The organism is Comamonas sp. C24C (genome assembly GCF_053345995.1).
The window spans coordinates 62,050-74,113 of sequence record NZ_JBKFBC010000001.1 but is presented as its reverse complement, the minus strand read 5'-3'; the positions used below and the strand labels follow the sequence as shown (position 1 = coordinate 74,113).

The window sequence follows — 12,064 nt, the reverse complement described above, 5'->3', positions numbered from 1 at the left end:
ATCAGCGTATCACTCAAGCCCGCTCAGAACCCGGCGCCCAGTCCGAGCAACCAGCCACTGCTGCCCAGATCCCGCCATTGGCCCAGGCCGTTGGCAGCACTGTAGAAGCGTGCATCGGCCGAAGTGCCGACATAGGCCAGCGAGGCCGTCCACGCGCCCCAGCTCCTGGACAGCGAGAGCCGCCAGTCGGCATAGGAAACATCGCCGTAATTGCGCACCCAGGTATAGCCGCCATGCAGCCCCAGGGTGGCGATATCGGCCAGCGGATGCTGATAGTTCAGATCCAGATACTGGCTGCCTCGGCTGCTGCCCAAGGGGCGCAGCGCCGACGCGAAGGCTGAAGCCGCCGTGCTCTCTCCCAGGCCGAAATAAGGCGTCAGCGCCACAGACCACTTGGCGCTGAAACCGCCATGCGCTGCGCCCAGGTAGAGCTCGGTGGTGTCAAAGCGCCTGGCAGTGCCGTTATCGGCCATCAGCCTCGCGCCGGGGTATCGGTAGTGCAGCAGCCCGGCATCGAGCTGCCAGCCGGGCGCCACATCGCCGCGCCAGCCGCCGTAGATATCGTGCTCCAGCCCCTGGCCCCGGCCGTAACTGTGGGTAGAGACATTGGACAGCGAAGTGCCCAGATACCAGCCACGCGGCAGGGCCAGCTCCACACCGCCCTGCACGGCCGCCCCCTGCCAGGTTTGCGAAATGCCGCGAAAGCGATAGTCGCTGAGCAGGCCGAACGAACCGGTGACGGGCGGCTTGTCGGCAGCCTCGTCGGCAGGAGTCTGGGCCCGGGCGGGGTTGGCGCCGAAAGCAGCCATCAGCAGCAAGGCGCTTGCCACGGCCAGAAATTTCTTCACGGAAGATTGAGACATAGGAAATGCGAAAGAGACAGGGCGGCCCTGGCTGCACGTTTCTCGGCAGCCAGAGAGCCCGGAGGAGCCCCAGAGGGCGAACGACTCAGACCAGATGGAGCGCGGTCAGCAGCAGGTCGATGAGCTTGATGCCCACGAACGGTACGATCAGCCCGCCCAGGCCGTAGATCAGCAGGTTGCGGCGCAGCAATATGGCGGCGCCCACGGCGCGGTACTGCACGCCGCGCAAGGCCAGCGGCACCAGGGCGATGATGATCAGCGCGTTGAAGATCACGGCGCTCAGGATGGCGGAATCCGCGCTGTGCAGCTGCATCACGTTGAGCGAGGCCAGCTGCGGATAAGTGCCCACGAAGGCGGCCGGAATGATGGCGAAATACTTGGCCACATCGTTGGCAATGCTGAAGGTGGTCAAGGCCCCGCGCGTCATCAGCATCTGCTTGCCGGTTTCCACCACCTCGATCAGCTTGGTGGGGTTGGAGTCGAGATCGACCATGTTGCCGGCTTCCTTGGCAGCCTGGGTGCCACTGTTCATGGCCACGGCCACATCGGCCTGGGCCAGGGCCGGCGCATCGTTGGTGCCGTCCCCCGTCATGGCCACCAGACGGCCGGCCGCCTGGTGCGAGCGGATCAGCTGCAGCTTGTCCTCGGGCCTGGCTTCGGCCAGGTAATCGTCCACGCCGGCCTCGGCGGCAATGGCGGCTGCCGTCAGCGGGTTGTCGCCCGTCACCATCACCGTCTGTATGCCCATGCGGCGCAGCTCGGCAAAGCGCTCGCGCATGCCGGGCTTGACGATGTCCTTGAGCTCGATCACGCCCAGCACCCTGGCGCCGTCGGCCACCACCAGCGGCGTGCTGCCCTTGCGCGAGACCTGGTCCACGGCCAGTTGCACCTGGGCCGGGAAGCTGCCGCCCAGCGCCTCGACATGCCGGCGCACAGCATCGGCAGCGCCCTTGCGCAAGCTGCGCAGGCCTTGAGCGCTCTGCAGGTCCACCCCGCTCATGCGCGTCTGTGCGGTGAAGGGCACGAACTCGCCCGGGAAATCGGCGCTGCTGCGCTCGGGCAGGCCATGGCGCTCCCTGGCCAGCGCCACCACACTGCGGCCTTCGGGGGTTTCATCGGCCAGCGATGACAGCTGGGCCGCTTCGGCCAGCTGCGCGGCGCTCGTTCCCGGTGCCGGCAGAAAGTCGCAGGCCTGACGGTTGCCCAGGGTGATGGTGCCGGTCTTGTCCAGCAGCAGCACGTCCACATCGCCGGCAGCCTCCACCGCACGCCCCGAGGTGGCGATGACGTTGGCCTGCATCATGCGGCTCATGCCGGCCACGCCGATGGCCGACAGCAGGCCGCCGATGGTGGTCGGAATCAAGCAGACCAGCAGCGCAATCAGCACGGCGATGCCGACGACCGAGCCCGTACCGGCCTGCGTCACCGCAAAGACCGAGAACGGCCACAGCGTGACGATGACCAGCAGAAAGACCAGCGTCAGACCCACGAGCAAGATCGTCAGCGCCATCTCGTTCGGAGTCTTCTGGCGCTTGGCCGACTCGACCATGGAGATCATGCGATCCAGAAACGACTCGCCGGGGTTGACCGTGACCTCCACCACCAGCCAGTCCGACAGCACGCGCGTCCCGCCGGTCACCGACGAGAAGTCGCCCCCGGCCTCGCGGATCACGGGAGCGGATTCGCCGGTGATCGCGCTTTCGTCCACCGACGCCACGCCCTCGATCACCGTGCCGTCGAGTGCAATCGTGTCACCGGCCTCGACGAAGATGACCACCCCCTTGCGCAGCTCGCTGGCTCGCATGGGAATCCAGGAGCTGCCGAAATGCGGCTGCTGCAGCAGCTTGGCCACGGTATCGCGCTTCATGCCGCGCAGGCTGGCGGCCTGGGCGCGGCTGCGGCCCTCGGCCAGGGCCTCGGCAAAGTTGGCAAACAGCACGGTGAACCACAGCCACAGCGCAATCGCCAGCACAAAGCCGCTGTTCTCGCTGCCCGGCTCCATCAGGCTCTGCCACCACAAGAGGCTGCTCAGGATCGCCCCCAGATACACCACAAACATCACCGGGTTGGCCGACTGTGTGCGTGGCGAGAGCTTGCGCAGCGCATCCCAAAGCGCCGACTTCACCAGCGCGGCGTCAAGCAGGCTGCGGCCTGCTGTCATTTTTCTTGCGCTCATGGCTTACTCCTTCGCGGCGCTGTTGGCGGGCTGCAAGGCATCCAGCGCCAGATTGAGTTGCAGCACGTTCACGCGCGGCTCGCCCAGCAGGCCCAGGCTGCGAGATTCGGTGGCCCTGTCCATCAGCTCCACAAGCCTGGCCTCGGGCAGCTGGCGCGCCTGTGCCACGCGCGGCAGCTGCAGCCTGGCATTGGCCAGCGAGATATGCGGGTCCAGGCCCGAGGCGGAGGCGGTGACCGCATCCACCGGCACCGCCAGATCTGCGGCCATGCCGTTATCGGCGCGGTACCGGGCGACACGCTGGGCCACGGCTTCGGACAAGTCCTTGTGCGTCACCCCCTGGTTGCTGGCACCGGAAAGCCCTGCGTTGTAGGGAGCAGCAAGGCTTGCGCCCTCCTGGTTCGGGTCCGGCGCCATGGTGGCGCTGGGGCGGCCGTGGAAGTACTGCGGCCCGGTGAACTGCTGGCCGATCAGGGCCGAGCCCACGATCCGGCCCTCGCGCTCGATCAGGCTGCCATTGGCCGCATGGGGAAACAGCGCCTGTGCCACGCCCGTGGTCAGCAGGGGATAGGCAATGCCCGAGACCACCATCACCAGCAAGGCGGTGCGCACGCTGGCGCCCAGCAGCCGGGGCCAGGAAGCGGCTTGCGCCTCGGGCTGCGCTGTTGCATGGCCGGGCTGCACCGAGGTGCAAAGAGTTTGAGTCGATGTTTTCATGTTTGCTCCTTGGTCTGCAGCCGCACAAGGACTGCAGACCATTGGCATCACTTGGAAGAAGGCGTCAGGCGTAGAGCTGACCCACCAGCATTTGCAGCTGCTCGATCACGGGACCCAGGGCCAGTGCCGGCAGGAAGGTGAGACCGCCCACCACCAGCACCACGAACACCAGCAGGCCCATGAACAGTGGCGTGGCCGTGGGGAATGTTCCCGGCCCTGCCGGCACGGTGGCCTTGGCCGCCAGGCTGCCGGCCACGGCCAGCATGGGCAGCAGCGTCAGAAAGCGCCCCGCCAGCATGGCCAGACCCGTGGTGGTGTTGAAGAACGGGGTGTTGGCGTTCAGCCCGGCAAAGGCCGATCCGTTGTTGGCCGTGGCCGATGCATAGGCGTAGAGGATCTCCGAGAAACCATGCGGGCCGCGGTTGTTGAGACTGGCGGCGGCATCGGGCCAGAGCACGGCCAGGGCTGTGAATCCCAGAATGCAGGCCGGCGGCACCAGCACCGCGAGCATGACCAGCTTGATCTCGCGCACCTCGATCTTCTTGCCCAGGAATTCGGGCGTGCGACCTATCATCATGCCGGCCAGAAACACCGTGAGGATGGCGTACTGAATCAGATTGATCAGCCCCACGCCGTCGCCGCCGAAGACGCAGTTGAGCATCATCTGGGCCAGCGGCGTGATGCCGCCCAGCGGGGTCAGCGAATCATGCATGGCATTGACCGATCCCGTGGTGGCTGCCGTGGTGGTGGCCACGAACAAGGCCGTATCGGCAATGCCGAAGCGCAGCTCCTTGCCTTCCATATTGCCGCCGCTCTGGGTCAGGCTGTACTGCTGATCGGCTCCGGCGCGCGCCAACAGCTGGCTGCCGTTCTGCTCGGCCACGAACACCAGGCTCAGAAAGCCGACGAACATCACCATGCAGGCTGCAAACAGCACCCAGCCCTGCTTGCGACGCAGCAGCATGGAGCCGAAGGCGTAGGTCATGCCCGCAGGAATCAGCAGCATCGAGAGGATGTGCAGCAGATTGGTCAGCGGTGTCGGGTTCTCGAAGGGATGGGCCGCATTCATGGCAAAGAACCCACCGCCGTTGGTGCCCAGATGCTTGATGCTTTCCAGGCTGGCCACCGGCCCCATCAGCAGCTGCTGACGGCCTCCTTCAAGCGTCGTCGCCACGGCTTCGGCATGCAGGGTCTGCGGAATGCCCTGCCAGACATAGACCAGGGCCATGATGAAGGACAGTGGCAGCAGCACGCGCCAGAACACGCGCACGAAGTCGACCCAGAAGTTGCCGACATCCTTGCTACTGGATCGCGCCAGGCCGCGCACAAAGCCGGCTCCGGCAGCAACACCCGTGGTGGCACCGGCAAACATCAGAAAGGTGATGACCACCATCTGCGTTGCATTGCTCAGGCTGTTCTCACCCGAGTAGGCCTGCCAGTTGGTGTTGGTGATGAAGGAGGCGGCGGTGTTGAAAGCCAGGTCGGGCGCCTGCGCCGCGATCTCCAGCGGATTCAGCGGCAGGGCGCCCTGCAGGCGCAGCAGCCCGTAACCCAGCAGCAGCATCAGCGCATTGCTCAGCACCAGGGCTGCGCCATAGCGCTGCCAGCCCATGCGCTCCTGCGGGTTCACGCCCATGGCACGGTAGCTCAGGCGCTCCAGCCAGCCATGGTGCTCGCTGGTAAAGCAGCGCGCCAGCCATTGGCCCATGGGAATCGTCAGCAAGGTCGCCGCCGTCAGCACGGCCGCGAATTCCATCCAGGGTAGCCACATGATCCACCCCTTTCAGATACGCGCCAGGGCGCGCACAAAGCCCAGCAGTCCGACAAAGCAGACCACGGTCAGACTCACAAAAATCAGGTCTTGCAGCACTTGCATGGCGCCCCCTTCAGAATTTCTCGGGGCGCAGCAGCGCATAGCCCAAATAGGCAAACAGCCCCAGCGCCGTCAGGGCGGCCAGGGCTTCGATCCAGGTGATGCTCATTTCATTCCTCCCACAAGCCGTTCACGCGGCTTGATTGCGATGGAGGAACTGTAGAAATTCGCCCGTCAAGAACGGGTAGAGATTGGGCTTGCCGATATCAAGACGGCATCAAGACGCGGCCCGGTTCGCGGCTGCGACCTTGGCCAGCCACTGCACGCGCAGGGCCAACACGATGACCAGCGCCAGCACGGCCAGGGCCACCGAGCCCACGCCCGTCCAGCCCCAGCGCGACCAGAACCAGCCCGCCCCGGCCCCCAGCACACTGGAGCCCATGTAGTAGCCCCAGAGGTAGAGCGACGATGCATGGCCTTTGGACTGCGTGGCCAGCCGCCCCACCCAGCCGCTGGCAACCGAATGCGCGACAAAGAAGCCGGCCGTCAGCAGAACCATGCCCGTCACGATGGCGGCCAGCGGCTGCAACAGGGTCAGAACCACGCCCACGGCCATCAGCAAAGTGCCCGCAACCAGCACCGGCCCGCGCCCCAGCCTGTCGGCCAGCCCCCCGGCAATCGGCGACGCCGCCGTGCCCAGCAGATAGGCGTAGAAGATATGGCTGATCTGCAACTGGCTCAGACCATAGGGCGATGCGCTGAGCAGAAAGCCGGCATAGTTGTAGATGCTGACAAACACACCCATCAGGCCGAAGGCGATCAGGAACAGCAGCGGCAGGCCCGGGTGGCGCAGATGACGGCCCCAGGCCTGCAGGTGGTATCTGGCGCCCAGCCCGGTCTTCTTGATGAAGTTGCGCGAATGGGGCAGCAACCAGACAAAACCCAGGGCGGCCAGCAGATCGAGCACCGAAAGCACCGCCATGGCGTGGCGCCAGCCCCAGAACTCGGTCATGGCGCTCATGCCGACCCGGCCCAGCATGCCGCCCAGCGCCGTGCCGCCCACATACAGGCCCATGGCAAAGCCCAGGCCGGGCGGATCGATCTCCTCGGACAGATAGGCCATGGCCACGGCGGGAACGCCGCCCAGCAACAAGCCTTCCAGCGCGCGCGCGGCCAGCAGCGCATGCCATTGCGGCATGAATGAAGCCAGCAGATTGCACAGCGCCGCCAGGGCCATGGAGATGAACATCAGCTTGCGCCGCCCCAGCCCTTCGGACAAGGCCCCCGCCAGCACGATGGATCCGGCCAGGCAGGCCGTGGAGACCGACAGCGCCAGCGCGCTCTGGGCCGGACTGACGGCAAAGCTGTGGACCAGCTCCGGCAGCAGCGGCTGCACGCAGTACAGCAGGGAGAAGGTGGCAAACCCCGCCAGGAACAACGCCACGCTGACCCGCCAGTACTCGGGAGTGCCGCGCTTGATCCATACCGGAGCAGCAGTGGCAGGAGACTCGTTGGGTAAGGAGGTATTCACCTCCTGCGGGGCGCTGTTCATGAGGGAAAGATGAGGACCGGAAACAAGACCTCTATTGTGCTGTGCATCTGCCAGTTGCCGCAGCCAGCGGCCTTGGGCAATGGCGTCGAGCGGCCCGCATTTCCGCAGCGGCTCCAAGAATTGGCCCTGCCGTTAAAATAAGCGCCCTCAAGACTTATTCACAGGTCTGCCCTGCATGGGTGCGGGCCTGGTGCGGCAAACGGACCGCTGCACCTTTTGTTGTCACAGCCGGCGTTCTCCGGCTGTATTTACAGCTCTCAATACTGTGTCATACGCCCCAGAAACCCGGCGCCGTCGTACGTTCGCCATCATCTCCCACCCGGACGCGGGTAAGACCACGCTGACCGAAAAGCTGCTGCTGTTCTCGGGCGCGATCCAGATTGCCGGCGCCGTCAAGGGCCGCAAGGCCTCGCGCCACGCCACCTCCGACTGGATGGAAATCGAAAAGCAGCGCGGCATCTCGGTGGCCTCGTCGGTGATGCAGATGAGCTACCGCGACCATGTGATCAACCTGCTCGACACTCCCGGCCACAAGGACTTCTCGGAAGATACCTACCGCGTGCTGACGGCCGTGGACTCGGCGCTGATGGTGATCGACGCGGCCAACGGCGTGGAATCGCAGACCCGCCGCCTGATCGAGGTCTGCCGCCAGCGCAACACGCCCATCATCTCCTTCGTCAACAAGTTCGACCGGGAAGTGCGCGACCCGCTGGACATCATGGACGAAGTCGAGCGCGAACTGGGCATGCCCTGCTGCCCCATCACCTGGCCCGTGGGTCAGGGCAAGAGCTTCGGCGGCATCATCAATCTGCGCACGCAGAGCATGACGGTGTTCACGCCCGGAAGCGACCGCGGCCCCAAGGACTTTGAAGTCATTGCGCTGAGCGAAGGCGACAAGCTGCGCGCGCGCTTTGGCAAGGCTTTCGACGATGCCCTGGAATCCATGGAACTGGCCGTTGGCGCCTCGGCCGAATGGGACCATGAGGCCTTCCTGGCAGGCAAGCTGACCCCCGTGTTCTTCGGCTCCGGTGTGAACAACTTCGGTGTGATGGAAGTGCTGGACGCCGTGGTCGACATGTCGCCCCCGCCCGGCCCGCGCGTTGCCTTCACCGAAGTGAACCGCCAGCGCGAAGAAGTCACCATCAACCCCGAAGACAAGACCTTCGCAGGCGTGGTGTTCAAGGTGCAGGCCAATATGGACAGCAACCACCGCGACCGCATTGCGTTCGTGCGCGTGGCCAGCGGCAAGTACACCCCCGGCATGAAGATGAAGGTGCAGCGCACCGGCAAGGAACTGCGTCCCACGTCCGTGGTGACCTTCATGTCGCAGCGCCGCGAGGCCGTCGACGAGGCCTATGCGGGCGACATCATCGGCTTCACGATTCACGGCGGCGTGCAGCTGGGCGACTCCATCACCGACGGCCCCAATCTGCAGTTCACCGGCCTGCCCTTCTTCGCACCCGAAATGTTCATGACCGTGGTGCTCAAGAACCCGCTGCGCACCAAGCAGCTGCAGCAAGGCCTGATGCAGCTGGGCGAGGAAGGCGCGATCCAGGTCTTCAAGCCCGATGTCGGCGGCAATATGCTGCTGGGCGCCGTGGGTCAGCTGCAGTTCGAAGTGGTGCAGCACCGCCTGAAGACCGAGTACGACTGCGACGTCCGCCTGGAAGGCTGCCAGTACACCGGGGCACGCTGGATCACGGCAGATTCGCCCGCCGAGCTGCGCGAGTTCGAGAACGCCTACCCCATGCGTCTGGCGCATGACGCGGCCGACACCCTGGCCTATCTGTGCACCAGCCCCTATGACGTGCGCCTGGCCCAGGAGCGTTTCCCCAAGATCCACTTCCACCCGCTGCGCGAGCATGCGGGCCTGGCACTGGGCTCGGCGAATTGAGCGTGATCACCCCCTGAGGCGCTTCGCGCCTTCCCCCTCTCTGGCTTCGCCGGAGGGGGACGACATCCTCGCTGCGAGGCGGCTCTTGCTCGATGTCTCTGAGTTGGACCGCGCTAGCCTCAGGCGAGGATCAACATCGAGAGAGTTTGTTGTGAGCCAAGAATTTCTGCGCCCTTTGTCTGAACTGCAGACACCTGCCAAGCTGCTGGGCGTGCTGACCGATATCGACGACACGCTGACCACCGAGGGCGTGGTGCCCGAGCATGTGGTGGCCGCCATTGCGCGCCTCAAGGATGCGGGTCTGAAAGTGGTGCCCATCACCGGTCGTCCCGTGGGCTGGAGCGTGCCGTTTGCATCGGCCTGGCCCGTGGACGCCATCGTGGCCGAGAACGGTGCCGTGGCCCTGCGCCGCAATGCCCAAGGCGGCCTGGACAAGCTCTACCAGCAATCTGCCGACGAGCGCGCCCGCAACTTTGCCCGCATGCAGCAGGTGCTCGAGCAGATCGAGGCCACCGTGCCCGGCGCCAAACGCGCCACGGACTCGGCCGGCCGTGAATGCGATATCGCCGTGGACCACAGCGAATTCACGAACATGCCCCAGGCACAGATCGATGAATGCGTGGCCATCATGAAGGCGGCCGGCATGAATGCCACCGTCAGCTCCATCCACATCAACGGCTGGTTCGGCGAGCACAACAAGCTCGAAGGTGCGCGCTGGATCACGCGCGAGCTGTTCGACATCGATCTGGACGCCACGCTGACGCGCTGGGTGTATATCGGCGACTCGACCAACGACCAGCAGATGTTCGAGCACATGCCCCACAGCGTGGGCGTGGCCAATATCGCGCGCTTCGTGCCCCAGCTCAGGCATCTGCCGCGCTATGTGACCACGGCCGAGCGCGGCGACGGCTTTGTGCAGCTTGCCGATCAGCTGCTGGCTCAGCAAAAATAGTAGCTGCAACCGCTCTTTGGTTAACGATTTCAACATCAAAATGATCTGAAATCGTTTGAGAACAAGCGTAAACAGCTCTCATTTTCAAAGGCCTCCGTGCTTGCCGGCACGGAGGCCTTTTTTGACGCCCATCCATCGCCAAACACGATGCATCCACCCGTACAAGACGACCCCCGGATGCGTAAAAACCCACGGTTGGCACTCACTACAATTTTTGATTCATTTCAAAACATTTCTGAGAGACCAACACCATGCGCATGATTCGCCGCACCTTTGTCGCCACGGCCGTGGCAGCAACAGCCGCCCTGACCGCAGGCACTGCATTTGCCCAGGGCAAGGAAGTCAAGATCGGCTATGCGCTGGCCGTCAACTCCCATTACGGCGCTGCCGCCAACGCCTGGGCCGAAGGCGTGGAAAAGGGCACCAACGGTGCCTACAAGTTCAAGCAGTTCCCCGCCTCCGCCCTGGGCGGCGAGCGTGAGCTGATCGAAGGCCTGCAGCTGGGCACCGTGGAAGCCGCCATCGTCTCCACCGGCGCCCTGAGCAACTTCGTGCCCGATGTGGGCGTGGTGGACATCCCCTTCCTGTTCCGCGACACCCAGCACGCACGTGCCGTGATGGACGGTGCCTTCGGTCAGGACCTGCTGGCCAAGTTCCAGAAGCGCGGCCTGATCGCGCTGGCCTGGGGCGAGCAGGGCTTTCGCCATCTGAGCAACAACAAGCATGCCGTCAATGGCGTGGCTGACCTCAAGGGCCTGAAGATCCGCGTGACCGAGAACCCCGTGCACATCACGGCCTTCCGCACCCTGGGTGCCTCACCCACTCCCATGTCCTGGCCCGAAGTCATCGGTGCGCTGCAGCAAGGCACGATCGACGGCCAGGAGAACCCCATCTCCGTGCTGGTGTCCGCCAAGCTGTGGCAAGTGCAAAAGCACCTGACCCTGACCTCCCACGTCTACGCCCCCATGGCCCTGATCGTGTCGCCCTCCTTCTGGGGTTCGCTGAACGCCGCCCAGAAGACCGCCTTCACGGAAGCCGCCAAGAAGGGTGCGCTGGCCTCGCGCGCCTTTGTGGACAACGTGGAGAAGAAGGGCGTTGAAGAAGCCAAGGCCAACGGCATGAAGGTCGTGGAGAAGGTTGATCAGGCCGCCTTCCGCACCGCGCTGGAGCCCGCGTACAAGGAATACGCCAAGAAGTTCGGCCAGAAGACGCTGGACTCCATCACCGCCGTCAAGTAAGCACCGGCACCATGGGACGGCCTCCGCTGAGGCAGGCCCATGCATTTTTCTCACTCCCGGGCAAGGCAGGTCCTTGCCCGGCTGCGGTCAGCACGAATGGACTTGCGCCAATTCCCGCCGATGATGACGCAGCCTTCAACTCCGTGACGCAGCCGGCTCTTGCGGCAGGCTTCGCCGCTGCCTCTGCTCACCCCCACTCCTATGCTTGATCGTATCGAACGCATTCTCGTGGCCGGCAATCGCTGGCTGCTGATCTTGCTGCTGCTGGCCATGGCCTGCATCGTCTTTGCCAACGTGGTGCTGCGCTACACCACGGGCGACTCCATCGTCTGGGCCGAGGAAGTGGCCCGCCACATGATGATCTGGGTCACTTTTCTGGGCTCCGGCCTGGTGCTGCGCTTTGGCGGCCATGTGGCCATCGACAATCTGCACCGCAGCGTGAGCACCCGCAAGGCGCAGGCCATGCGCGGCTTTGTCGTGCTGATCCTGGCGGTCTTCTTTGTGGTGATGACCGTGACCTCCTCGCAGTATGTGTACGCCACACGCTTTCAGACCACGGCGGCCACGGACATTCCGATCTCCTATATCTACGGCGCCATGCCTGTGGGCTTTGTGCTGATGCTGATCCATCTGCTGTTCATCGCACGCGGCTACATCACCGCAGGCAGCTTCGCCGAGTCCGATGAAATGGATGCGGATGCCGCAGCATCGATATGAAACACCCCCTGAGTCGCTGCGCGCCTTCCCCCTGGAAGGGGGACGACAGCCTCGCCGCGGGGCGGCGCGGCCGGCATAGGCCCTTGCTCGCTGTCCCTGGCTTGGGTCAGGCCAGTTTTATGCATTGCGCCACGAATCACTG

General features: G+C 64.7%; 10 protein-coding genes. 4 read left to right on the top strand and 6 right to left on the bottom strand.

Annotated elements, in window-relative coordinates; all coding sequences use genetic code 11:
- Nucleotides 1-23 precede the first annotated feature (23 nt).
- The 6 genes from ACLBXN_RS00310 to ACLBXN_RS00285 all read right to left on the bottom strand — a co-directional run bounded on the left by ACLBXN_RS00310 (nt 24) and on the right by ACLBXN_RS00285 (nt 7,121).
- On the bottom strand, nt 24-863 hold the full coding sequence (locus ACLBXN_RS00310; protein ID WP_447610750.1) for a TorF family putative porin: 840 nt from the start codon (nt 861-863) through the stop codon (nt 24-26).
- 85 nt (nt 864-948) lie between these two features.
- Nucleotides 949-3,039 carry a potassium-transporting ATPase subunit KdpB gene (gene kdpB / locus ACLBXN_RS00305; protein WP_447610749.1) on the bottom strand — a complete coding sequence of 697 codons (2,091 nt, stop codon included), beginning with the start codon at nt 3,037-3,039 and terminating at the stop codon, nt 949-951.
- A gap of 3 nt (nt 3,040-3,042) precedes the next feature.
- Nucleotides 3,043-3,756 (bottom strand): K(+)-transporting ATPase subunit C, encoded by a 714-nt coding sequence (kdpC, locus tag ACLBXN_RS00300; RefSeq protein ID WP_447610748.1) that lies wholly within the window; start codon nt 3,754-3,756, stop codon nt 3,043-3,045.
- A gap of 64 nt (nt 3,757-3,820) precedes the next feature.
- Nucleotides 3,821-5,527, bottom strand: a complete 1,707-nt coding sequence (kdpA, locus tag ACLBXN_RS00295; protein WP_447610747.1) for a potassium-transporting ATPase subunit KdpA — start codon at nt 5,525-5,527, stop codon at nt 3,821-3,823.
- Nucleotides 5,528-5,642: 115 nt separating this feature from the next.
- Entirely contained in the window at nt 5,643-5,738 is a 96-nt protein-coding gene (gene kdpF, locus ACLBXN_RS00290) for a K(+)-transporting ATPase subunit F (RefSeq protein WP_003059029.1), read from the bottom strand.
- A 108-nt stretch (nt 5,739-5,846) separates the two neighbouring features.
- The gene (locus tag ACLBXN_RS00285; RefSeq protein ID WP_447610746.1) at nt 5,847-7,121 is read right to left on the bottom strand and encodes an MFS transporter; all 1,275 of its coding nucleotides are present in this window, start codon (nt 7,119-7,121) and stop codon (nt 5,847-5,849) included.
- A 265-nt stretch (nt 7,122-7,386) separates the two neighbouring features.
- On the opposite strand from ACLBXN_RS00285, the gene ACLBXN_RS00280 reads away from it, so the two are divergent.
- The 4 genes from ACLBXN_RS00280 to ACLBXN_RS00265 all read left to right on the top strand — a co-directional run bounded on the left by ACLBXN_RS00280 (nt 7,387) and on the right by ACLBXN_RS00265 (nt 11,922).
- Nucleotides 7,387-9,015: a peptide chain release factor 3 gene (locus ACLBXN_RS00280; protein WP_043005374.1), complete on the top strand. Its 1,629-nt coding sequence runs from the start codon at nt 7,387-7,389 to the stop codon at nt 9,013-9,015.
- A gap of 151 nt (nt 9,016-9,166) precedes the next feature.
- Nucleotides 9,167-9,967, top strand: coding sequence for an HAD-IIB family hydrolase (locus ACLBXN_RS00275; protein WP_343675721.1), 801 nt, complete (start codon nt 9,167-9,169; stop codon nt 9,965-9,967).
- A 251-nt stretch (nt 9,968-10,218) separates the two neighbouring features.
- Entirely contained in the window at nt 10,219-11,205 is a 987-nt protein-coding gene (locus ACLBXN_RS00270; RefSeq protein WP_003059037.1) for a TRAP transporter substrate-binding protein, read from the top strand.
- A 201-nt stretch (nt 11,206-11,406) separates the two neighbouring features.
- The gene (locus ACLBXN_RS00265) at nt 11,407-11,922 is read left to right on the top strand and encodes a TRAP transporter small permease (protein ID WP_043005417.1); all 516 of its coding nucleotides are present in this window, start codon (nt 11,407-11,409) and stop codon (nt 11,920-11,922) included.
- The last annotated feature ends 142 nt before the right edge of the window (nt 11,923-12,064 follow it).

Coding starts and splice junctions, on each gene's coding strand:
- ACLBXN_RS00310 (WP_447610750.1), bottom strand. CDS start 863: ATGTCTCAATCTTCCGTGAAGAAATTTCTGGCCGTGGCAAGCGCCTTG.
- kdpB (WP_447610749.1), bottom strand. CDS start 3,039: ATGAGCGCAAGAAAAATGACAGCAGGCCGCAGCCTGCTTGACGCCGCG.
- kdpC (WP_447610748.1), bottom strand. CDS start 3,756: ATGAAAACATCGACTCAAACTCTTTGCACCTCGGTGCAGCCCGGCCAT.
- kdpA (WP_447610747.1), bottom strand. CDS start 5,527: ATGTGGCTACCCTGGATGGAATTCGCGGCCGTGCTGACGGCGGCGACC.
- kdpF (WP_003059029.1), bottom strand. CDS start 5,738: ATGAGCATCACCTGGATCGAAGCCCTGGCCGCCCTGACGGCGCTGGGG.
- ACLBXN_RS00285 (WP_447610746.1), bottom strand. CDS start 7,121: ATGAACAGCGCCCCGCAGGAGGTGAATACCTCCTTACCCAACGAGTCT.
- ACLBXN_RS00270 (WP_003059037.1), top strand. CDS start 10,219: ATGCGCATGATTCGCCGCACCTTTGTCGCCACGGCCGTGGCAGCAACA.
- ACLBXN_RS00265 (WP_043005417.1), top strand. CDS start 11,407: ATGCTTGATCGTATCGAACGCATTCTCGTGGCCGGCAATCGCTGGCTG.